Annotated in this window: 23 protein-coding genes; 16 read left to right on the top strand and 7 right to left on the bottom strand. The window is 58.2% G+C overall.

All coding sequences use genetic code 11. The features are described 5' to 3' along the window. Positions 1-21: 21 nt before the first annotated feature. Positions 22-510 carry a DUF3015 domain-containing protein gene (locus FQ185_RS16905; protein ID WP_008154254.1) on the bottom strand — a complete coding sequence of 163 codons (489 nt, stop codon included), beginning with the start codon at positions 508-510 and terminating at the stop codon, positions 22-24. Between the two features lie 276 nt (positions 511-786). Between FQ185_RS16905 and FQ185_RS16900 the strand changes: the two genes are divergently transcribed. Both FQ185_RS16900 and FQ185_RS16895 read left to right on the top strand, forming a co-directional pair. After that, complete coding sequence (locus FQ185_RS16900) at positions 787-3,225, top strand: Lon protease family protein (protein WP_149418395.1); 2,439 nt, start codon at positions 787-789, stop codon at positions 3,223-3,225. Between the two features lie 337 nt (positions 3,226-3,562). Then, positions 3,563-3,901 (top strand): hypothetical protein, encoded by a 339-nt coding sequence (locus FQ185_RS16895; RefSeq protein WP_149418394.1) that lies wholly within the window; start codon positions 3,563-3,565, stop codon positions 3,899-3,901. A 5-nt stretch (positions 3,902-3,906) separates the two neighbouring features. Here the strand turns inward: FQ185_RS16895 and FQ185_RS16890 are convergent, their stop codons facing one another. Next, positions 3,907-5,736 (bottom strand): hypothetical protein, encoded by a 1,830-nt coding sequence (locus FQ185_RS16890; RefSeq protein ID WP_149418393.1) that lies wholly within the window; start codon positions 5,734-5,736, stop codon positions 3,907-3,909. A gap of 172 nt (positions 5,737-5,908) precedes the next feature. Between FQ185_RS16890 and FQ185_RS16885 the strand changes: the two genes are divergently transcribed. The 3 genes from FQ185_RS16885 (at position 5,909) to FQ185_RS16875 (ending at position 7,569) form a co-directional block, all read left to right on the top strand. Further along, positions 5,909-6,397: a TIGR00645 family protein gene (locus FQ185_RS16885; RefSeq protein WP_149418392.1), complete on the top strand. Its 489-nt coding sequence runs from the start codon at positions 5,909-5,911 to the stop codon at positions 6,395-6,397. A 133-nt stretch (positions 6,398-6,530) separates the two neighbouring features. Then, positions 6,531-6,830: a DUF6482 family protein gene (locus tag FQ185_RS16880; RefSeq protein WP_149418391.1), complete on the top strand. Its 300-nt coding sequence runs from the start codon at positions 6,531-6,533 to the stop codon at positions 6,828-6,830. A gap of 121 nt (positions 6,831-6,951) precedes the next feature. Further along, on the top strand, positions 6,952-7,569 hold the full coding sequence (locus FQ185_RS16875; protein ID WP_149418390.1) for an FKBP-type peptidyl-prolyl cis-trans isomerase: 618 nt from the start codon (positions 6,952-6,954) through the stop codon (positions 7,567-7,569). Between the two features lie 137 nt (positions 7,570-7,706). Here FQ185_RS16875 and FQ185_RS16870 read toward each other — a convergent pair whose 3' ends face one another. From FQ185_RS16870 to FQ185_RS16860, 3 genes are all read right to left on the bottom strand, one after another. Continuing rightward, entirely contained in the window at positions 7,707-7,964 is a 258-nt protein-coding gene (locus FQ185_RS16870) for a hypothetical protein (RefSeq protein WP_095055691.1), read from the bottom strand. Positions 7,965-8,170: 206 nt separating this feature from the next. Continuing rightward, the gene (locus tag FQ185_RS16865; protein ID WP_149418389.1) at positions 8,171-8,512 is read right to left on the bottom strand and encodes a zinc ribbon domain-containing protein YjdM; all 342 of its coding nucleotides are present in this window, start codon (positions 8,510-8,512) and stop codon (positions 8,171-8,173) included. Positions 8,513-8,624: 112 nt separating this feature from the next. Then, complete coding sequence (locus FQ185_RS16860) at positions 8,625-9,593, bottom strand: polyprenyl synthetase family protein (protein WP_010467528.1); 969 nt, start codon at positions 9,591-9,593, stop codon at positions 8,625-8,627. 240 nt (positions 9,594-9,833) lie between these two features. Between FQ185_RS16860 and rplU the strand changes: the two genes are divergently transcribed. The 5 genes from rplU to FQ185_RS16835 all read left to right on the top strand — a co-directional run bounded on the left by rplU (position 9,834) and on the right by FQ185_RS16835 (position 13,608). Then, entirely contained in the window at positions 9,834-10,148 is a 315-nt protein-coding gene (rplU, locus tag FQ185_RS16855; RefSeq protein ID WP_003176051.1) for a 50S ribosomal protein L21, read from the top strand. A gap of 34 nt (positions 10,149-10,182) precedes the next feature. Next, the gene (gene rpmA, locus FQ185_RS16850; protein ID WP_046048788.1) at positions 10,183-10,458 is read left to right on the top strand and encodes a 50S ribosomal protein L27; all 276 of its coding nucleotides are present in this window, start codon (positions 10,183-10,185) and stop codon (positions 10,456-10,458) included. A gap of 194 nt (positions 10,459-10,652) precedes the next feature. Then, positions 10,653-11,876, top strand: a complete 1,224-nt coding sequence (gene cgtA, locus FQ185_RS16845; protein WP_123367774.1) for an Obg family GTPase CgtA — start codon at positions 10,653-10,655, stop codon at positions 11,874-11,876. Between the two features lie 137 nt (positions 11,877-12,013). Further along, positions 12,014-13,132 carry a glutamate 5-kinase gene (gene proB / locus FQ185_RS16840; RefSeq protein WP_149418526.1) on the top strand — a complete coding sequence of 373 codons (1,119 nt, stop codon included), beginning with the start codon at positions 12,014-12,016 and terminating at the stop codon, positions 13,130-13,132. Positions 13,133-13,143: 11 nt separating this feature from the next. After that, the gene (locus tag FQ185_RS16835; protein ID WP_149418388.1) at positions 13,144-13,608 is read left to right on the top strand and encodes a CreA family protein; all 465 of its coding nucleotides are present in this window, start codon (positions 13,144-13,146) and stop codon (positions 13,606-13,608) included. Between the two features lie 186 nt (positions 13,609-13,794). Here the strand turns inward: FQ185_RS16835 and rpsT are convergent, their stop codons facing one another. Then, entirely contained in the window at positions 13,795-14,073 is a 279-nt protein-coding gene (gene rpsT / locus FQ185_RS16830; protein ID WP_008154937.1) for a 30S ribosomal protein S20, read from the bottom strand. 252 nt (positions 14,074-14,325) lie between these two features. On the opposite strand from rpsT, the gene murJ reads away from it, so the two are divergent. From murJ to ispH, 6 genes are all read left to right on the top strand, one after another. Next, entirely contained in the window at positions 14,326-15,864 is a 1,539-nt protein-coding gene (gene murJ, locus FQ185_RS16820; RefSeq protein WP_149418387.1) for a murein biosynthesis integral membrane protein MurJ, read from the top strand. Positions 15,865-15,993: 129 nt separating this feature from the next. Further along, positions 15,994-16,944: a bifunctional riboflavin kinase/FAD synthetase gene (gene ribF, locus FQ185_RS16815; RefSeq protein WP_149418386.1), complete on the top strand. Its 951-nt coding sequence runs from the start codon at positions 15,994-15,996 to the stop codon at positions 16,942-16,944. After that, positions 16,945-19,776 (top strand): isoleucine--tRNA ligase, encoded by a 2,832-nt coding sequence (gene ileS / locus FQ185_RS16810; protein ID WP_149418385.1) that lies wholly within the window; start codon positions 16,945-16,947, stop codon positions 19,774-19,776. Next, complete coding sequence (gene lspA / locus FQ185_RS16805) at positions 19,769-20,281, top strand: signal peptidase II (protein ID WP_149418384.1); 513 nt, start codon at positions 19,769-19,771, stop codon at positions 20,279-20,281. Before ileS ends, lspA begins: the two co-directional genes overlap by 8 nt. A 7-nt stretch (positions 20,282-20,288) precedes the next feature. Continuing rightward, the gene (gene fkpB, locus FQ185_RS16800) at positions 20,289-20,726 is read left to right on the top strand and encodes an FKBP-type peptidyl-prolyl cis-trans isomerase (RefSeq protein WP_178113552.1); all 438 of its coding nucleotides are present in this window, start codon (positions 20,289-20,291) and stop codon (positions 20,724-20,726) included. Between the two features lie 66 nt (positions 20,727-20,792). Next, positions 20,793-21,740: a 4-hydroxy-3-methylbut-2-enyl diphosphate reductase gene (gene ispH / locus FQ185_RS16795; RefSeq protein ID WP_149418382.1), complete on the top strand. Its 948-nt coding sequence runs from the start codon at positions 20,793-20,795 to the stop codon at positions 21,738-21,740. Here the strand turns inward: ispH and FQ185_RS16790 are convergent. Continuing rightward, positions 21,735-22,265: a GspH/FimT family pseudopilin gene (locus FQ185_RS16790; RefSeq protein WP_149418381.1), complete on the bottom strand. Its 531-nt coding sequence runs from the start codon at positions 22,263-22,265 to the stop codon at positions 21,735-21,737. The two genes, ispH and FQ185_RS16790, sit on opposite strands and share 6 nt — an antisense overlap. Positions 22,266-22,339 lie beyond the last annotated feature (74 nt).

The raw sequence follows: 22,339 nt of genomic DNA, 5'->3' as shown, positions 1-22,339 counted from the left end.
AAAGGAGCGGGCGGGTCGAGCTTAAGCTTGAGTCGCGTACTTGGCCAGACGAGGATCGCTTTTCAGGACGGCCAGGGTGTTGGTATGCACGTCGTCAGCGGTCACGTCAGCCTTGCTGAAGATCTGCTGGAAGTGCTCATGAGTCACAGCGGCGAAGTGCGCACGGTCTTCCGGCGCCACGCCCAGTACCACGGCGTAAGTAGTCAGCGCTTCGCCCTGACCTTTAGCCATGTCTTCGGACAGCTCGTTCATCATGCCATTCATGGCAATCCAGGATTTGCCGCCATAGGTCAGCGACGCATTGGTCGAGCAACCGTTGGTACCGGACGTCATACCAAAAGTCGCGTTGCCGGAAGTGCCGTTGGTGGTGGATGCCAGGAAGTGAGCCGGGGTGCCACGCTGACCTTCGAACAGCATGTTGCCCCACCCGCAATCCGGGCCGCCTGGCGCCTGAGCCATGGCGTTGATGGATACAGCGGTGAAGAGAGTACCGAGAAGAATCCGTTTCATAGCTTTGTTCTCTTTATGTGCATACCAATGGACAAGGGGTCTGGCCCAATCCGGCGCCAGTGGGCCGGTTATTAATCCAGCCGCGCAGTTTGGAGTTTAGGCACGATCCCGTGGTTCCGTGATTTTTTGCAAAACATTCGTTGAAATCACTGATTTGGGCCCGGTCCGCCTGGGGATGACGGTTTGTCTATGCTTTGGCTTGAGGCGCGCCTTGCAAGTGAGGTATGGGCAGCGCCAGAATGCCGCTATCTGCCCCGCCTGATGTAAGGAAGCCCGATGCCTGATCCTGTTGCTGCCAGCTTGCGTCTAGCGCCCGAAGCGCTGACCCGTCCGTTTTCCGCTGAACAGTTCAGCTTCTCTACCACCAATGATCTGGAGCCCTTCCGCGGTGTGCTTGGCCAGGAACGTGCGGTCGAAGCCTTGCAGTTTGGTGTGGCCATGCCACGCCCCGGTTACAACGTATTCGTCATGGGCGAGCCCGGCACTGGCCGGTTTTCGTTCGTCAAACGCTACCTGAAAGCCGAAGGCAAACGCCTGCAGACCCCGGCGGACTGGGTCTACGTCAACAATTTCGATGACCCTCGCGAGCCTCGCGCACTGGAACTGCCATCAGGCACCGCCGGGGCCTTCATCGATGGCATCAACGGTTTGATCGATAACTTGCTGGCGACTTTTCCGGCCGTATTTGAGCACCCGTCCTACCAGCAAAAGAAAAGCGCCATCGACCGCGCCTTCAACCAGCGTTACGACAAGGCGCTGGACGTGATCGAGCGCCTGGCGCTGGAGAAGGAAGTCGCGCTGTACCGCGATAGCACCAACATCGCCTTCACCCCGATGAGTGAAGGCAAGGCCGTGGACGAAGCCGAATTCGCCCAGTTGCCGGAAGCTGATCGCGAACGTTTTCACGACGACATTTCGTGGCTGGAAGAACGGCTGAACGAAGAACTCGCCAGCCTGCCGCAATGGAAGCGCGAGTCGAGCAATCTACTGCGCCAGCTTAACGAAGAAACCATCACGCTGGCCTTGCAACCATTGCTTGCGCCGCTGTCGGAAAAATACGCGGAAAACGCCGGCGTTTGCGGTTACCTGCAAGCCATGCAGGTGTATTTGCTGAAAACTGTGGTCGAGCAATTGGTGGACGACAGCAAGGTCGACGCCATCGCCCGCAAGTTGCTGGAAGAGCAATACGCCCCGAGCCTGGTGGTTGGTCACCCGTTCAGCGGCGGTGCGCCAGTGGTCTTCGAGCCGCACCCGACTTACGAAAACCTGTTCGGCCGCATCGAATACACCACCGATCAGGGCGCGCTCTACACCACGTATCGCCAGTTGCGTCCGGGTGCGTTGCACCGCGCCAACGGTGGCTTCCTGATTCTTGAAGCGGAAAAAATGCTCAGCGAGCCGTTCGTGTGGGATGCGCTGAAACGCGCCCTGCAATCGCGCAAACTGAAAATGGAATCGCCGCTGGGCGAGATGGGCCGTTTCGCCACCGTGACCCTGAATCCGCAACATATTCCGTTGCAGGTCAAAGTGGTCATCATTGGCGCACGCCAGTTGTACTACACGCTGCAAGACCTCGATCCGGACTTCCAGGAGATGTTCCGTGTCCTGGTGGATTTCGACGAAGACATCCCGATGGTCGATGAGAGCCTGGAACAGTTCGCCCAGCTACTCAAAACCCGTACTTCTGAAGAAGGCATGGCGCCGCTGACCGCCGATGCAGTGGCGCGTCTGGCGACGTACAGCGCTCGCCTGGCTGAGCATCAGGGGCGTTTGTCTGCGCGAATCGGTGATCTGTTCCAACTGGTCAGCGAGGCGGATTTCATTCGGCATCTGGCCGGTGACGAAATGACCGATGCCGGGCACATCGAACGTGCGCTCAAGGCCAAGGCCACGCGTACCGGGCGCGTCTCGGCGCGGATTCTCGATGACATGCTGGCCGGGATCATCCTGATCGACACCGATGGCGCGGCCGTCGGCAAGTGCAACGGGCTGACAGTGCTGGAAGTCGGCGACTCGGCGTTCGGTGTTCCGGCGCGGATTTCCGCCACGGTTTACCCGGGCGGCAGCGGCATTGTCGACATCGAGCGTGAGGTCAACCTCGGCCAGCCGATTCACTCCAAAGGCGTGATGATCCTCACGGGGTATCTGGGCAGCCGTTACGCCCAGGAATTCCCGCTGGCGATTTCTGCCAGTATTGCCCTGGAACAATCCTACGGTTACGTCGATGGCGACAGCGCGTCGCTGGGTGAGGCGTGCACCTTGATCTCGGCCTTGTCGAAAACACCGCTCAAGCAGTGTTTTGCGATCACCGGCTCCATCAACCAGTTCGGCGAAGTGCAGGCGGTGGGCGGGGTCAACGAGAAGATCGAAGGCTTCTTCCGCCTCTGCGAAGCGCGCGGGCTGACCGGTGAACAAGGGGCGATCATTCCTCAGGCGAACGTTGCCACGCTGATGCTCGACGAGAAAGTGTTGGCCGCGGTGCGCGCGGGGCAATTCCACGTCTACGCGGTTCGACAGGCCGATGAAGCGCTGAGCCTGTTGGTCGGTGAGCCTGCCGGTGCGCCGGATGAGAATGGCGAATTCCCTGAAGGCAGCGTCAACGCACGGGTGGTGGAACGCTTGCGGGTCATCGCAGAAATGATCAGCGACGAGGACATCAAGGAAGCCGAGAAGGAAGCTGCGCTGGAAGCACTGGTCGAAGCCAAACCGGCCTGAAACGATGATCGTTCCCACGCTCAGCGTGGGGAACGCCTCTTGTGATGCTCCGCGTCACGCTTTTTAGGCCGCGGAGCGTCCCGGCTGCATTCTCACGCGAAGTGTGGGAACGATCCCGGCAGGGTTTTGATCATTGTCAAAATCGACATTCAGGTTAGAAAGTGCCATCACTCTGACGTCAATATTCACACAATGACCATTCGGCGCCTTCTGGTCTTACTTGACATGCTAGTCAGACTTTTCTTCTATTCTGTGGTCAAGGATATCGACAGTAATCACTGGATCGAGACAGCCTTCCCGTGGGGGCTGAATACCGGATCTAACGAGGGTCGCCGCCATGTCGCGCAACCTCTGCCTCACCCGTCAATGCCTGGGTCTTGTGACCCGTATCGAATGCGCCATCCGCCCGTTGGCGGGAGATACGGGCATGTGGACCTTACTCTTCGCCGCCGGAATGGCGGGCGAACAACCTTCGGCCATCAAGGCCCAAGGGCCGTTTCATGGCCCCTTCGTGGCTGAGTCGATTCTGGACACCATTGTTGAAAGCCTGACCCTGCACGGCTATGAGCTGGCCGATGATCCGCAAATCTGGTGCCTGCATCTGCAAGCCCAGCTGCGGGAAATCAATGGTGGCCGCTCCCGTAATCTCGGTTTCGAATTCCGGCCCGAGCATTGAGCAGGCTATTGGGCAAGGTTGGAGGTGTCAGCCTTGTCCAGTTTGACCTCGAATCCATATTGCACCGTGGCGAGATCGGTTCGCTGATAGGTTTCCAGTCGGGTGGGCTGCCCGTAGAAATAATGCACGCCGAATAATGCCGGGCCTTCTGCGCTCGCGTCGTGACTGACCGAAAGAATCTCCTTCAAATAATTGCCGCTGTCGTCCTTGGCGAAAAAACGCCAGTCCTGGGCTGGAAACAGCTTCAGATCAACCACCAATGCGTTGCCTTTGAGTTCCAGGCCTTTGGGCAGTTGGTGGGCGTCGATGGTTTTCTTGTCAATCGTGGCCAGGAACAGCGGCATGGAACCCACCACATAACCCGGCGTTTCTGGAAACAGGTTCAGGTCGTAGGTGATGGAGCCGCGAAGGGGATCGACTTCGTAAGCCTCTGGCGGCAATTCGATCGGCTCATCGCGTTTGCCGCTGCTGTCTTCGGTAAAGAAACTGACCGGGCTGTCGCCGGGGCTGAAGGAGGTGCCGAGCAGTTCATCATTGAAGCTTCTGAGGTGATTGAACTCGATACGTGCAGCGCTCGGGTCGTCGACCGACTGACTGATGGTCACGCTTTTTTTCAGCTGCTCCTCGCCAAGCGTTGCACCCTTGAGCCAGGCCGGGGCCTGGTCGTCATACACCACCACCGGCAACGACAGGGGTTGAATGGTTTTCTGCGTGGTATTGCGATCGAGTCGGCGGACCGGCAGGTCCAGGTCCTTGCGGGTCACCGTGGCGGTCGAAAAGTCCAGCACGCTGACCTCCAGGGTTTCGATCGTTCCGTCGAAATACACCTTGGTGTAATGGTGATTCTGTTGCTTCTCGAACGCTTGCTGTTCCTCATCCAGCTGTTTTTCGAAGGTTTCGCTCCAGGCCTTTTGCTGCTGCATTTCCGCCAATTGTTTCTGATAGAAAGCAATTTGTGCGGCGGTTTCGTTGATCGATCCTGAGCGCGAGAGGAATTGCCCAGTGGTGTCTTTGGCTTGCACGATCAGCGGGTTTAACGGTGTTTCGCTGACCTCCGGGGCCAACGGCGCGCTGTTGTTGAATTCGATTTCGGCGTGGTTTTTTTCAAGTGTTAACAGGGTGACGCTGAGGTTGTCGTTCGTGCGGGTCTGGCCGACGTCCTTTTTCGTCAGGTCGAAGCTGTAGAGCCTGCGCGGCGCAATGACCTCGACTTTGCCTTGCAGGCTCACCGGTTGTGGCTGGTTCTTGTTTTCGACGTCCAGGCCATCGATGAAGGGGTAGGTCACCGTCAGGTCATCGGGGTTGGTCAGATTGGAGCTCGACGGGCTCAGCTGAATACCGGGATCGGTCTCTGACCATTCCGGCTGAAAGGCGATGACGCGTTTGTTGCTCAGCGTTACCGACTGCCATTCCAGGCCGTGGGGAAAGAGAAACGCGGCCGGGATATTGAAGTTGAAAGGGAACACCGGCTGCAGATCGGTCAGGTAATCGGAGCTGGAGTCTTTGTGCAACACGAACAGGCCGTTGATGTACGTGTCGACCAAGGCTTGTGGCGTGGCGTAGTGCTTGAGCACGGCGAGGGCGTCTTCGGCGTATTCGGTTTCTACCGGTTTGCTGTCGAGCTTGAGTTGCGCACGTTCGAGCAACAACAGTGAGCCTCCGAGTTCGGCGACGGCACCCTTGAGTTTTGAATCCTGAATCTCGTCCAGAGACTTCTCGAACTGCGCGGTCTTTTCCTTGAGGCTGACTTGGCGCTTCTCATCGCTGGGTGAACAGCCACTGATCAGCAGCGCGAGGCAAAGTCCGGCGCTCGTTAAAGGCAATCGCACATCCATTTTCCAGTCTTCCTGTCCGATGTCGCTGAGCTGTCAATAGTCTGGACACTAGCAGAAAAACTTTGTCATACACGCGCAGGTTGCGGATTTCCCGACGGTTTCTGACTGCTTCTGGGTATAGACAGGTGGCTGGTATACTCGCGGGCATTTCCAGTCCAATGTGTGAGATTCAATGGAACGTTTTATCGAAAATGCGATGTACGCCTCCCGCTGGCTGCTGGCGCCGATCTACTTCGGTCTGTCCCTTGGGCTGCTGGCGCTGGCGCTGAAATTCTTCCAGGAAGTCTTCCACGTTATCCCTAACGTGTTCTCGATGGCCGAGTCGGACCTGATCCTGGTGCTGCTGTCGCTGATCGACATGGCGCTGGTGGGCGGTTTGCTGGTGATGGTGATGATTTCCGGTTACGAGAATTTCGTCTCCCAACTGGACATCGACGACGACAAGGAAAAGCTCAACTGGCTGGGCACCATGGATTCCTCTTCATTGAAGATGAAGGTGGCCGCTTCCATCGTGGCCATTTCGTCCATCCACCTGTTGCGGATTTTCATGGACGCCAAGAACGTCGATCCCGAGCATTTGAAGTGGTACGTCATCATCCACATGACCTTCGTGGTTTCGGCATTTGCCATGGGGTATCTGGATAAGCTGACCAAGCACTGATCGCAGTTTTTTGCGATCCATGCCGCCCGTCTGTTGCGAAACAGACGGGCGGTGTCGTTTGTGCCTTGTACTTTGATGCGTCGAGGCATATGCCTGTAAAGGTCTAGGCTCACCACTGTTTGAGGTGCGTTCAATGAACCTGCAAGAGTTGAATGCTTATGCCATCGCCGGGAAGGTCGATGAGCTGAATCTGATCTCTATGGAAGGTGGTATCTATCTGCTGGAGGCGCGGATGCATGGCGCGGCGTATCCATTGAGCGATGCCAGCGGCGAGGCGTTTCATCTGCGCTCGGTCGAGCATGCACGTGAAGTGCTTCATGCCTTTCCCAGGTTGCCATTCAACCTTGTACATGTTTCGGTTCATGACGAGATGTGCGGGCAGGGGGGGAGCACCGAAGAGAGTCTGAAGGTCCCGATCGGGTGTCAGCACTGACGCCCCTCATCAACGCAATGGCATCTGTGCTAGTCTGCTGGCCCTTTTGGTTCCGGGCGCTCCGGGACGCGCTGTGCACGCACGGCAAGTTCTTGAGCCGTCCGCACAGCGGAGCAGTGTCATGTCCGAAGTAAATCTGTCCACCGACGAAACCCGCGTCAGCTACGGTATTGGCCGTCAGCTGGGCGACCAACTGCGCGACAACCCGCCACCGGGCGTTAGCCTGGACGCAATCCTGGCCGGCCTGACCGACGCTTTCGCCGGCAAGGAAAGCCGTGTGGGTCAGGAAGAAATGTCCGCGAGCTTCAAAGTCATTCGCGAAATCATGCAAGCCGAAGCTGCAGCCAAGGCTGAAGCCGCTGCTGGCGAAGGCCTGGCCTTCCTGGCTGAAAATGCCAAGCGTGATGGCATCACCACCCTGGCTTCCGGCCTGCAGTTCGAAGTGCTGACCGCCGGTGAAGGCGCCAAGCCAACCCGTGAAGATCAAGTGCGCACTCACTACCACGGTACTCTGATCGACGGCACTGTGTTCGACAGCTCCTACGATCGTGGTCAGCCAGCAGAATTCCCGGTTGGCGGCGTGATCGCCGGCTGGACCGAAGCCCTGCAACTGATGAACGCCGGTAGCAAATGGCGTCTGTACGTGCCGAGCGAACTGGCTTACGGCGCTCAAGGCGTTGGCAGCATTCCGCCGCACAGCGTACTGGTATTCGACGTCGAACTGCTCGACGTTCTGTAATACCCGGCTCGATATCACATCGGGCTAATGTGGGAGCGAGCCTGCTCGCGAATTCGGCCTGACAATCAACACTGATGTTGTCTGACACACCGCCTTCGCGAGCAGGCTCGCTCCCACAATTTTTTTTGCGCTGATTTTCATATTTCGATCTTGTGGTGCAGTTCGTTTGTCGGGCGCAACGCCCGGGCATAGCAGAACAGAAACAGATTGCGCACCAGTTCCTTGAGCACCACCGGCTCGCTGGAACTCAAGCCGTTGACGTCCAGATCACCCTGATCCTGCAGCTCGTTCAAGGCTTCTTCTTCAAGTACCGCACAGACTTCCCCGGTTTCCCGATGCAGGATCCTGAGGTAAGGGTGTGGGCGATCCAGCCAAGCGTCGATCAAATAAGTCATGGGTCTCATCTCCATTGATTGGTTTCAATGAGAATAATTCTTATTCATCAAATAGCAAGAACCTATTGGCGGTTTGTGTTTTTTAAAAGGTAAAGGTTGCGTAAGGTCAAAACGGCTGGCGTTTAGCTATTGCGAGGGATTGTTGGGCGAAGCGGAGGAGGGCGAAGCACCATCCCACGCAGGACGCGGGATGGAATACAGCTGGCTCAGACTTTTCTGACGAACTCGGATTTGAGCTTCATCGGGCCGATGCCATCGATCTTGCAGTCGATGTCGTGATCACCATCGCACAGGCGGATGTTCTTGACCTTGGTGCCGACCTTGACCACCAGCGAGGTGCCTTTGACCTTGAGGTCCTTGATCACGGTGATGGTGTCGCCGTCCTGCAGGACGTTGCCGACCGAATCCTTTTTCACGGTGTCATCGGACACTGTTTCGGCTTCGCCGCTGGCGGACCACTCGTGGGCGCACTCAGGACAGATCAGCTGGGCGCCGTCTTCGTAGGTGTATTCGGAATTGCATTTTGGGCAGGGTGGCAACGTGCTCACTAAAGCTCCTTGGATTCAGGATCGCTAAAAAGCGCACATTGTATAGGGTTTTAGGCAGGAGGGGCGAAGCGGTGAAAACCTGTGGGAGATGGCCCCCACAGGTTGTGGTCTGTCAGTGCGTGCGGGCGACCGCAAACTCGCTCAACTCGACCAGAGCATCGCGGTATTCGCTGGCTGGCAGCGCGTCGAGGCATTTGATTGCTCGGGCCACGTAGTCACGGGCAAGTTGCGCGGTGTAATCCAGCGAACCTGAGGCCTCCACGGCTTCGCGGATGCTTTCCAGGTCTTCGATGCCACCTTTCTGGATGGCCTTGCGCACCAGTGCAGCCTGCTCCGGCGTGCCTTCACGCATGGTGTAGATCAGCGGCAGGGTCGGCTTGCCTTCGGCCAGATCGTCGCCGACGTTCTTGCCCAGGGTTTCCGCGTCGCCACGGTAGTCCAGCAGGTCGTCGACCAGTTGGAACGCCACGCCCAGGTGATCACCAAAGGTACGTAGCGCTTCGCTCTGTTCCGGTGTGGCACCGGCCAGGGCCGCAGCACTGTGGGTCGACGCTTCGAAGAGCATCGCGGTCTTGCCGCGGATGACTTCCATGTAGGTTTCTTCGGTGGTGCTGGCGTCACGGACCTTGGACAGCTGCAACACCTCGCCTTCGGCGATGATGCGCGTGGCTTGCGAAAGGATCTTCATCACCGGCATGGAGCCCAGTTCGACCATCATTTCGAAGGAACGCGAATACAGGAAATCGCCCACCAGCACGCTAGGGGCGTTGCCCCACATGGCGTTGGCAGTCGAGCGGCCACGGCGCATGCCGGACATGTCGACCACGTCGTCGTGCAGCAGGGTGGCGGTGTGCAGGAACTCAATGGTCGCGGCCAGCAGGCGCAGGTCATCGCCTTCGCGACCCAAGGCCTTGCCACACAGCAACACTAATAGAGGACGCAGGCGTTTACCGCCAGCCGAGGTAATGTAATCGCCGATTTTCGATACCAGCGGTACTCGGGAAGTCAGCTGCTTCTTGATGATGCCGTCGACGGCGCTAAAATCGTCCGCCACCGCGCGGTAGAAAGCTTGGGGTTGCATCAGCGACAGTTGCTCCAGAAGGGTTGCGCGGCATGCTAGGACCCACGTCGGCGGGTGTCAAGGTACGATGGACGGCCTCTTGCATCGCCCCGGCAGCTTGCGTACAATCGCGCACCCTGAACTTCCTGGGCAGCACCTGCCTTACGCAATTGCAAACAGGCCTTCCAGCCCAATGCAGCCATGCCAGCCAATACCTCTTCTTATAAAGAGCTGGGTGAGCAGGATTATCGGAGAAATACCATGTCGTACGCAGTAATTGTTACTGGTGGCAAGCAATACAAGGTCGCCCCAGGTGAATACCTGAAGATCGAAAAACTGGAAATCGCTACCGGCGAATCCGTTACTTTTGATCGCGTTCTGTTGGTCGCCAATGGCGATGACGTGAACATCGGCGCTCCAGTTGTTGCTGGCGCTACCGTTGTGGCTGAAGTGATCTCCCAAGGTCGTCACGATAAAGTCCGCATCATCAAGTTCCGTCGTCGTAAGCACCACATGAAGCGTATGGGCCACCGCCAGTGGTACACCGAGATCAAAATCACCGGTATTCAGGCTTAATTTCAGCCTAATTCCTCACTAGGAGAATTGACTCATGGCACACAAAAAAGCTGGTGGTAGTACCCGTAACGGTCGCGACTCAGAAGCCAAACGCCTTGGCGTGAAGATGTATGGCGGCCAGGTTATCATTCCGGGCAACATCATCGTGCGTCAGCGCGGCACCCAATTCCACGCTGGCTACGGCGTTGGCATGGGCAAAGATCACACTCTGTTCGCTAAAATCGACGGCGTGATCAAGTTCGAAGTAAAAGGCGCTTTCAATCGCCGTTACGTAAGCATTGTTCCGAAGACTGCAGTCGTCGCGGCATAATTGCGTAGTTGCTGGAAAAGCCCTGTCTCGCGACGGGGCTTTTTCGTTTGTGGGGTGAGTCTCTTGCAAAGCTGTTTGTGATGGGCGAAAGCAGCTGGATTTGCGGTCGTTGCTTGAGGTCGCTGCGCTCATTTTTGCAAGAGTCTTATGTCTAGGTTTTTTCGGCTCGTCCGTATGGCGAGAGGCGTTTTGTTATGAAGTTTGTTGATGAAGTATCGATTCGAGTAAAGGCCGGTGACGGCGGCAACGGTTGCATGAGCTTCCGTCGCGAGAAATTCATTGAAAATGGTGGCCCGAACGGCGGTGATGGTGGTGATGGCGGTTCGGTCTACATGATCGCCGACGAAAACCTCAACACCCTGGTGGATTACCGTTACACCCGGCACTTTGATGCCGAGCGTGGTTCCAACGGCGGCAGCACTGACTGCACCGGTAAGAAGGGTGAGGAGCTGGTCCTGCGTGTTCCGGTCGGTACGACCGTTATCGACTCCGCCACTCAGGAAGTGATCGGCGACCTGACCAAGGCTGGCCAGAAACTGCTGGTGGCTCACGGTGGCTGGCACGGTCTGGGTAACACCCGTTTCAAATCCAGTACCAACCGTGCTCCGCGTCAGACCACTCCGGGTAAGCCGGGTGAGGCGCGTGATCTCAAGCTGGAAATGAAGGTGTTGGCTGACGTCGGTCTGCTGGGCTTGCCGAATGCCGGCAAAAGTACCTTCATTCGCTCGGTATCGGCCGCCAAGCCGAAAGTCGCCGACTACCCGTTCACAACGCTGGTGCCGAACCTGGGTGTGGTCAGCGTCGATCGCTGGAAAAGCTTCGTGGTCGCGGACATTCCGGGTCTGATCGAGGGCGCTTCCGATGGCGCTGGCCTGGGGATTCGCTTCCTCAAGCACTTGTCGCGTACTCGCCTGCTGCTGCACCTCGTGGACATGGCGCCGCTCGATGACGCCAGTGCCCCGGATGCTGCGGAAGTGATCGTCAGCGAACTGACCAAATTCAGCCCGTCCCTGGCTGAGCGGGATCGTTGGTTGGTGCTGAACAAGTGCGACCAGATCCTCGAAGAAGAGCACGATGAGCGCGTCAAGGAGATCGTTGATCGCCTGGAGTGGACCGGTCCGGTCTATGTGATCTCGGCCATCTCCAAGCTGGGTACCGAGCGTCTGTGCCATGACATCATGCGTTACATGGAAGATCGTGCTGATCGCCTGGCTAACGACCCGGTCTATAAAGAAGAGCTGGCCGAGCTCGATCAGCGCATCGAAGACGAAGCCCGTGCTCAGCTGCAAGCCCTGGATGACCAGCGTGCCCTGCGCCGTAGCGGCGTGAAGTCGGTCCATGACATCGGTGACGATGATTGGGACGAAGAAGATGTGGATGATGAAGACGGTCCGGAAATCATTTACGTGCGTGACTGATTCGTTGCAGTAAACTTAAGCGCCGCTCAATCGAGCGGCGTTTTAGTATCTGGAAATTGATAGTTAGTCACGAATAACCACGAATAACGTTACGGGCAGTGCCAGGTCGCGCTGTCCTCAAGCTAAGGTTGAAGATGATGCGGAGCAAGGTGACAGGTGCGCAGCGTTGGGTCGTGAAGATCGGCAGCGCTTTGCTGACGGCGGACGGCAAGGGCCTGGATCGCGCGGCAATGGGTGTCTGGGTTGAACAGATGGTGGCCTTGCATGAGGCGGGCGTCGAGCTGGTGCTGGTGTCCTCCGGTGCGGTGGCGGCGGGCATGAGCCGTCTGGGCTGGACCGTGCGACCCAGTGCAATGCACGAGTTGCAGGCCGCTGCCGCCATCGGTCAGATGGGTCTGGTGCAGGCTTGGGAGTCGAGCTTTGCCGAGCATGGCCGGCATACCGCACAGATTCTCCTGACCCACGACGACCTGTCCGACCGCAAACGCTACCTGAACGCCCGCAGCACGTTGCGTGCACTGGTCGAGCTCAAGGTGATCCCGGTCATCAACGAGAATGACACTGTGGTCACTGACGAGATCCGTTTCGGCGACAACGACACCCTGGCGGCTCTGGTGGCCAACCTGGTCGAGGCTGATTTGCTGGTGATTCTTACGGATCGCGATGGCATGTTCGATGCTGATCCGCGCAACAACCCTAATGCCAACTTGATTTATGAAGCGCGCGCTGATGATCCGGCGCTGGATGCGGTGGCGGGCGGTACCGGTGGTGCGTTGGGCCGTGGCGGCATGCAGACCAAGTTGCGGGCGGCGCGTCTGGCGGCGCGCTCGGGGGCGCACACCATCATCGTCGGCGGGCGCATTGACCGTGTGCTGGATCGCCTCAGGGCGGGCGAGCGCATTGGCACCTTGCTGTCGCCTGAGCGCGGCATGCTGGCGGCGCGCAAGCAGTGGCTGGCCGGGCATCTGCAAACCCGTGGCACCCTTGTGCTGGATGCAGGTGCGGTGACGGCGTTGTCCAAAGGCAATAAAAGTTTGCTGCCGGTAGGCGTCAAGCTGGTTCAGGGCAGTTTCCGTCGTGGCGAAATGGTGGTGTGCGTGGCGCCGGATGGTCGAGAGATTGCCCGTGGCCTGGCCAACTACAGCGCCCTTGAAGCACAAAAAATCATCGGCCAATCGTCTGAGGCGATTGTCGGTCTGTTGGGGTACATGGCGGAACCGGAACTGGTTCACCGCGATAACCTGATTCTGGTCTGAAGGAAAACTGAATGCGCGTTGCAAAGGGATTATTGGGCTTGGTGTTGGCAATGCCGTTGCTGGTTTCGGCGGAAGAGATTGGTCAGGTGTCGACAGTATTCAAATTCGTCGGCCCGAATGACCGAATTGTCGTCGAGGCTTTCGATGATCCGAAGGTCGAAGGCGTGACCTGCTACCTGTCGCGCGCCAAGACTGGCGGCGTGAAGGGCGGTTTGGGGCTGGCTGAAGACCGTGCTGAAGCGTCTATCGCTTGCCGTCAGGTCGGGCCGATCAGCTTCACGGGGGAATTGAAGGATGGCGATGAGGTGTTCAAGGAGCGCACGTCGCTGGTATTCAAGACCATGCAGGTGGTGCGATTCCTCGATAAAAAGCGCAATACGCTGGTGTATCTGGTGTACAGCGATCGTTTGATCGAAGGCAGCCCGCAGAATGCGGTGACGGCGATTCCGATTTTGCCGTGGACGCACGCTCAATAAATTGACGTAAATCTAAATGTGGGGGGGCGAGCTTGCTCGCGATGAGGCACTGTCATTCAGCATCTCTGTTGACTGAAAGTCGGCTATCGCGAGCAAGCCCACTCCCACATTTTTTTGCGGCGACTTCACTAAATCGCAGGCAATAAAAAACCGACCCTGAGGTCGGTTTTTTAACAAGCTTATCGCTTATGCGGCTACAGCAAGGTTCAGAGCCTTGACGTGACCGTTCAGGCGGCTCTTATGACGAGCTGCCTTGTTCTTGTGGATGATGCCTTTATCGGCCATACGGTCGATAACTGGCACAGCCAGAACGTAAGCTGCTTGAGCTTTTTCAGCGTCTTTTGCGTCGATGGCTTTAACTACATTCTTGATGTAGGTACGAACCATGGAACGCAGGCTGGCGTTGTGGCTGCGACGCTTCTCAGCCTGTTTTGCACGTTTTTTGGCGGAAGGTGTGTTGGCCACCGTCGAGCTCCTCGAAAGACTTTTTAGGAAATAGCAAACAAAATAGGCCGCGAATCATGCCGATGAGTTGATGTCTTGTCAAGGGCGGTTGAGACGTTCCGCTAAGTGGTAGGTGTAAAGAGGCGGGATATTTATTTCCGGCGCTTGACCTGTAAACTCGCGAGCTTTGGCTCTGTGCTGCTGCGGCGCGGAGTATCGCATAAGTAGGCGCTTTGTTCGCCTGCTGTTTATCGACAGGCACAAACTCTTTCAATGAATCTGCTCAAATCGTTGGCCGCCGTCAGCTCTATCACCATGCTTTCCCGGGTTCTGGGATTCGTCCGTGACACTCTTATTGCGCGTACATTCGGCGCGGGGATGGCGACGGACGCCTTCTTTATCGCCTTCAAACTGCCCAATCTGTTGCGGCGGATCTTCGCCGAAGGGGCTTTTTCCCAGGCATTCGTGCCGATTCTTGCCGAATATAAAAGCCAGAAGGGCGAGGAGGCGACACGAACCTTCATTGCCTATGTGTCGGGCCTGCTGACGCTGGTGCTGGCGCTGGTCACTGCGCTGGGCATGATTGCGGCACCGTGGGTTATCTGGGCAACTGCGCCGGGATTTACCGATACCCCGGAAAAATTCGAGCTGACGGCCGATCTGCTGCGGGTGACATTTCCTTATATATTGCTGATCTCCCTGTCTTCATTGGCCGGGGCGATCCTCAACACCTATAACCGCTTCTCGGTGCCGGCCTTCGTGCCGACCTTGCTCAACGTCAGCATGATCGTCTTTGCAGTATTCCTGACACCGTATTTCGATCCGCCGGTCATGGCGCTGGGTTGGGCGGTTCTGGTGGGCGGCCTGGCTCAATTGCTCTATCAGCTGCCGCACCTGAAAAAGATCGGCATGCTAGTGCTGCCACGTCTGAGCCTGCGCGACAGCGGCGTCTGGCGGGTCATGAAGCAGATGCTGCCGGCGATTCTCGGTGTTTCGGTGAGCCAGATTTCGCTGATCATCAACACCATTTTCGCCTCGTTCCTGGTCGCCGGTTCCGTGTCCTGGATGTACTACGCCGACCGTTTGATGGAGTTGCCCTCCGGCGTGTTGGGCGTAGCTCTCGGTACGATTTTGCTGCCGACGCTGGCCAAGACCTACGCCAGCAAGGATCGCCAGGAATATTCGCGGATTCTCGATTGGGGCCTGCGTTTGTGTTTCGTGCTGGTATTGCCGTGCTCACTGGCGCTGGGGATTCTCGCCGAGCCGTTGACCGTTTCGTTGTTCCAGTACGGCCAGTTCAGCGCGTTTGACGCCTCTATGACTCAACGGGCGCTGATTGCTTATTCAGTCGGATTGCTCGGGATTATCGTGATCAAAGTGCTGGCGCCGGGCTTTTATGCGCAACAAAACATCCGCACGCCGGTAAAAATCGCGATTTTCACCCTGATTGTGACTCAGTTGTTCAACCTGGTATTGATCGGTCCTCTGGCTCACGCCGGTCTGGCACTGGCCATCAGCATCGGTGCATGCATCAACGCCAGCCTGCTGTTCTACCAACTGCGCAAGCAGCAGATGTATCAGCCACAACCGGGTTGGGCGAAGTTCGGTGCCAAACTGGTGATTGCGGTGTTGGTGATGTCTGCTGTGCTACTGGCCGGGATGCACTTTATGCCGGTCTGGGATCAGGGGCACATGCTTGAGCGATTCCTGCGTTTAGGCGTTCTGGTGGTCGCTGGCGTGGTGGCGTATTTCGGCATGTTGCTGTTGATGGGCTTTCGTTTGCGCGACTTCAATCGCAAGGCGCTGAGCTGAGGTTGCGGCCTTGATAATCATGGGCGAGCCGGCAGTTTTGTCGGCTCGATTACTTTGGGTTACGGTGTTGCCTGTCGTCGGCCGCCGGGTGTGGTTATAATCGACCACTTTATGAGCAAGAAGCGCGTTATGCAGCTGGTTCGAGGCCTCCACAACCTGCGCCCCCAGCATCGGGGCTGTGTCGCCACTATTGGCAACTTTGACGGTGTTCACCGTGGCCACCAGGCTATCCTGGCGAGGCTCCGTGAGCGTGCGCTCGAGTTGGGCGTGCCCAGCTGCGTGGTGATTTTTGAGCCGCAGCCGCGAGAGTTCTTCGCGCCGGACTCGGCGCCGGCCCGTCTGGCCCGGTTGCGGGACAAACTGCAGCTGCTGGCCGAGGAAGGTGTCGACCGGGTCCTGTGCCTGGCCTTCAACCAACGCCTGAGCAAGCTCAGTGCCAGCGAATTCGTCGATACCATTCTGGTCGACGGCCTCGGCGTACAGCACCTGGAGGTCGGTGACGACTTCCGGTTCGGCTGTGACCGTGTAGGGGATTTTGATTTCCTGCAACAGGCCGGCGTCCTTCAGGGTTTTACCGTCGAAGCGGCGCAGACTGTCGAACTGGACGGTATTCGCGTCAGCAGCACCCAGGTCCGCAATGCCCTGGCCGCTGCCGATTTTGCCCTGGCCGAGCGACTGCTCGGTCGTCCGTTCCGGATTGCCGGACGGGTTTTGCACGGCCAGAAGCTGGCGCGCCAACTGGGTACGCCCACCGCCAACATACAACTCAAGCGTCGTCGCGTGCCGCTAACCGGGGTTTACCTGGTCAACGTCGACATCGACGGCAAGACCTGGCCAGGCGTCGCCAATATCGGCGTGCGGCCAACGGTCCAAGGTGATGGCAAAGCCCACCTCGAAGTGCACCTTTTAGATTTTGCCGGCGATCTGTATGACCGGCGTTTGACGGTGGTTTTCCACCACAAGCTGCGTGAAGAGCAGCGTTTCGCCTCTCTGGAGGCGCTTAAGACGGCGATCAATGCGGATGTCGCCGCCGCCCGTGCCCTGTCGCACCTAGCGCCAATCGCTAATGAAGAGCCATAAATGACCGACTATAAAGCCACGCTAAACCTTCCGGACACCGCCTTCCCAATGAAGGCCGGCCTGCCTCAGCGCGAACCGCAGATTCTGCAGCGCTGGGACAGCATTGGCCTGTACGGTAAGTTGCGCGAGATTGGCAAGGATCGTCCGAAGTTCGTACTTCACGACGGTCCTCCGTATGCCAACGGCACGATCCACATCGGTCATGCGCTGAACAAGATTCTCAAGGACATGATCATCCGCTCGAAAACCCTGTCGGGTTTCGACGCGCCTTATGTTCCGGGCTGGGACTGCCACGGTCTGCCGATCGAGCACAAAGTCGAAGTGACCCACGGTAAAAACCTGGGCGCGGACAAGACCCGCGAACTGTGCCGTGCCTACGCCACCGAGCAGATCGAAGGCCAAAAATCCGAATTCATCCGTCTGGGCGTGTTGGGCGACTTTGCCAACCCGTACAAGACCATGGACTTCAAAAACGAGGCCGGTGAAATCCGCGCCTTGGCCGAAATCGTCAAGGGCGGTTTTGTGTTCAAGGGCCTGAAGCCTGTGAACTGGTGCTTCGACTGCGGTTCGGCCCTGGCTGAAGCGGAAGTCGAGTACGAGAACAAGAAGTCCTCAACCATCGACGTGGCATTCCCGATTGCCGATGAAGCCAAACTGGCTGCCGCTTTTGGTCTGCCATCGCTGGGCAAGCCTGCTTCGATCGTGATCTGGACCACCACCCCGTGGACCATCCCGGCCAACCAGGCACTGAACGTTCACCCGGAATTCAACTACGCCCTGGTCGATGTCGGCGACAAATTGCTGGTGCTGGCTGAAGAGCTGGTTGAGTCGTGCCTGGCCCGTTACAGCCTGGAAGGTTCGGTCATCGCGACCACCACCGGTAAAGAGCTGGAACTGATCAACTTCCGTCACCCGTTCTACGATCGTCTGTCGCCGGTTTACCTGGCCGACTACGTTGAACTGGGCGCCGGCACAGGCGTGGTTCACTCCTCGCCGGCCTATGGCGTGGACGACTTCGTGACCTGCAAGAAGTACGGCATGGTCAACGATGACATCATCAACCCGGTGCAAAGCAACGGCGTTTACGTGCCGTCGCTGGAGTTCTTCGGCGGCCAGTTCATCTGGAAGGCCAACCCGGCCATCGTCGACAAGCTGACCGAAGTCGGTGCGTTGCTGCACACCAGCATCATTGAACACAGCTACATGCACTGCTGGCGTCACAAGACCCCGCTGATCTACCGCGCCACCGCGCAGTGGTTCATCGGCATGGACAAAGAGCCTGTCACCGGCGACACCCTGCGCAAGCGGGCGATCAAAGCCATCGAAGACACCAAGTTCGTTCCGGGCTGGGGCCAGGCGCGCCTGCACTCGATGATCGCCAACCGTCCGGACTGGTGCATCTCCCGTCAGCGTAACTGGGGTGTGCCGATCCCGTTTTTCCTGAACAAGGAAAGCGGCGAACTGCACCCACGCACCGCCGAGCTGATGGAAGAAGTCGCCAAGCGCGTCGAAGTCGAAGGCATCGAAGCCTGGTTCAAGATGGACGCTGCCGAGTTGCTCGGTGACGAAGCGCCGCAGTACGACAAGATCAGCGACACCCTGGACGTCTGGTTCGATTCGGGCACCACGCACTGGCACGTCCTGCGCGGTTCGCACCCGATGGGCCACGAAACCGGCCCACGCGCCGACCTGTATCTGGAAGGCTCGGACCAACACCGTGGCTGGTTCCACTCGTCGCTGCTGACCGGTTGCGCCATCGACAACCACGCGCCATACCGCGAGCTGCTGACCCACGGCTTCACCGTCGACGAGTCCGGCCGCAAGATGTCCAAGTCCCTGGGCAACGTGATCGCGCCACAAAAGGTCAACGACACCCTGGGCGCCGACATCATGCGTCTGTGGGTTGCGTCCACTGATTACTCGGGTGAAATGGCGGTTTCCGAGCAGATCCTGCAACGCAGTGCGGACGCCTACCGGCGTATCCGTAACACCGCGCGCTTCCTGCTCTCCAACCTGACTGGTTTCAACCCGGCCACCGACATCCTGCCGGCCGAAGAAATGCTGGCGCTGGATCGTTGGGCCGTGGACCGCACCCTGCTGCTGCAACGCGAGTTGCAAGAGCACTACGGCGAGTACCGCTTCTGGAACGTCTACTCCAAGATCCACAACTTCTGCGTACAGGAATTGGGCGGTTTCTACCTCGACATCATCAAGGATCGTCAGTACACCACTGGCGCCAACAGCAAGGCCCGCCGCTCGGCGCAAACCGCGCTGTACCACATCTCTGAAGCGCTGGTGCGCTGGATCGCGCCGATCCTCGCTTTCACCGCTGACGAACTGTGGGAATACTTGCCGGGCGAGCGTAACGAATCGGTAATGCTCAACACCTGGTACGAAGGCCTCACCGAGCTGCCGGAAAACGTCGAGCTGGACCGCGCCTACTGGGAGCGGATCATGGCGGTGAAGGTCGCGGTCAACAAGGAAATGGAAATCCAGCGCGCGGCCAAGGCCGTCGGTGGCAACCTGCAAGCCGAAGTGACGCTGTTCGCCGAAGACGCGCTGAGCGCCGACCTGGCCAAGCTGAGCAACGAACTGCGCTTTGTGCTGATCACCTCGACCGCCACGGTTGCACCGTTCGTGCAGGCGCCGGCCGATGCCGTGGTTACAGAAGTCAGCGGTTTGAAGCTGCAAATCGTCAAGTCGGCCTTCCCTAAGTGCGCCCGTTGCTGGCACTGCCGTGAAGACGTCGGCGTGAACCCGGAGCATCCGGAAATCTGCGGTCGTTGCGTCGACAACATCAGCGGCGCGGGCGAGGTTCGCCACTATGCCTAATGCTGCTGGCCGTTTCGGACGGCTGAGCTGGCTCTGGTTGAGTTTGCTGGTTCTGGTCATTGACCAGGCCAGCAAGTTCTACTTCGAAGGCTCGCTGAAGATGTACCAGCAAATCGTGGTGATCCCCGATTACTTCAGCTGGACCCTGGCCTACAACACCGGCGCAGCGTTCAGCTTCCTGGCCGACAGCTCCGGCTGGCAGCGCTGGTTGTTTGCCCTGATCGCCGTGGGGGTCAGTGCGGTGCTGGTGGTGTGGCTCAAGCGTCTGGGGCGCAACGAAACCTGGCTGGCCGTCGCTTTGGCGCTGGTGCTGGGTGGCGCGCTGGGCAATCTGTACGACCGCATTGCCCTGGGGCATGTGATCGACTTCATCCTGGTGCATTGGCAGAACCGCTGGTATTTCCCGGCGTTCAACTTCGCTGACAGCGCTATTACTGTCGGCGCTGTGATGCTTGCACTGGATATGTTCAAAAGTAAGAAAACCGGAGAAACCGTTCATGACTGAACAGGTATTGGCTGAGCAACGCATCCGCCAGAACACGGAAGTCACCTTGCACTTTGCACTGCGCCTCGAGAACGGCGACACCGTCGACAGCACCTTCGACAAAGCCCCGGCGACCTTCAAGGTCGGTGACGGCAACCTGTTGCCAGGTTTCGAAGCCGCGCTGTTCGGCTTCAAGGCTGGCGACAAGCGTACGCTGACGATTGCGCCGGAAAACGCTTTTGGCCAGCCTAACCCGCAGAACGTACAGATCATCCCGCGCTCGCAGTTCAAGGACATGGAACTGTCGCCTGGCCTGCTGGTGATCTTCAACGATGCGGCCAATACTGAGTTGCCCGGTGTGGTGAAAGAATTCGATGACGAGCAAGTGACCATCGATTTCAACCATCCGTTGGCCGGCAAAACCTTGACCTTTGACGTCGAGATCATCAACGTCATAGCGCTGTAACCACTTCGCCCGACTCTGGTCGGGCGGGGTCAGCATTCTTTCTGCGCGCAAGACACGAGGCACAGCATGCAAATCAAACTCGCCAACCCCCGTGGCTTCTGCGCCGGTGTGGACCGGGCGATCGAAATCGTCAACCGCGCCCTGGAAGTCTTCGGGCCGCCGATCTACGTGCGCCACGAAGTGGTGCACAACAAATTCGTCGTCGAAGACCTGCGTGCTCGTGGAGCGATCTTCGTCGAGGAACTGGATCAGGTGCCGGACGACGTCATCGTGATCTTCAGTGCCCACGGGGTTTCCCAGGCCGTGCGTACCGAAGCCGCCGGTCGTGGCCTGAAGGTGTTCGATGCCACCTGCCCACTGGTGACCAAGGTGCACATCGAAGTCGCGCGCTACAGTCGCGACGGTCGCGAATGCATCCTCATCGGCCATGCCGGTCACCCCGAAGTCGAAGGCACCATGGGCCAGTACGATGGCAGCAATGGTGGCGCGATCTACCTGGTGGAAGACGAAAAAGACGTCGCCGCCTTGCAGGTGAACAATCCTGAAAAACTGGCGTTCGTGACCCAGACCACCTTGTCCATGGACGATACCAGTCGCGTCATCGACGCACTGCGTAAACGCTTCCCGGCGATTGGTGGCCCGCGCAAGGACGACATCTGCTACGCCACGCAAAACCGTCAGGACGCAGTCAAGCAACTGGCTGACGAATGCGACGTGGTGTTGGTGGTCGGTAGCCCGAACAGTTCCAACTCCAATCGCCTGCGTGAGCTCGCTGAGCGCATGGCCACCCCGGCCTATCTGATCGATGGCGCCGAAGACCTGCAAAAAAGCTGGTTCGACGGTGTCGAGCGCATCGGCATCACCGCTGGCGCCTCCGCACCGGAAGTCCTGGTGCGTGGCGTGATCCAGCAGTTGCAGGCCTGGGGCGCAACCGGTGCCGATGAACTGGCCGGTCGCGAGGAGAACATCACCTTTTCCATGCCTAAAGAGCTACGCGTGCGTTCCTTGCTATAACGTTTTTCCCTGCGCGCACAACGCCTGCTCAGCCTTATGGTTGCGCAGGCTGACGCGGCCGGTCGCGGCCAGCACCACCTGGAGCTGAGTAACCGGTTCGCGGGCGGCGCAAATGTGCAATGTCCCCGCTTGAAAGGCCCCTCCGGGCATCTGTGGCTCGCCAATACTGTTGAAACGTATGTATTGTCTGACCGGCCAGTTACCGGCAATCGGCACCTGAGTGCCACTCGAGCGCTCAACCAGCAGCGGATTGCTGTTGTCCTGCGCCCCTTTGCCACTGATATCCGCAATGATCCGCCAGCCCTGACTCCAGTCGCCGTTGATGCCATGAATCACAACACTCTCGTTGCGGGTGATGGCAAGGGTTCTGGCGTTGCGTATACCGCTTACAAGAGACTGGGCCGCCTGCTCGCGATGGTTCGATTCGGTGAGTGCGGCAAACGCCGGACTGACCAGTTGCAGAACAATCCCGATAATTGTCAGTCCCATGAGCAGTTCGATCAGGCTGAAACCTTGCTGATGCATGTATTTCCCTCCCTGGAGTGATGCGGTTCGCACGATCCATGCGCGAGTAATGGCAAAACAACCGTACATCTGCC

The sequence above is a fragment of the Pseudomonas sp. ANT_H12B genome (assembly GCF_008369325.1).
GTDB lineage: Bacteria > Pseudomonadota > Gammaproteobacteria > Pseudomonadales > Pseudomonadaceae > Aquipseudomonas.
Note: the sequence above shows the minus strand (reverse complement) of the source record. Positions and strands in the feature narration are given on the sequence as shown.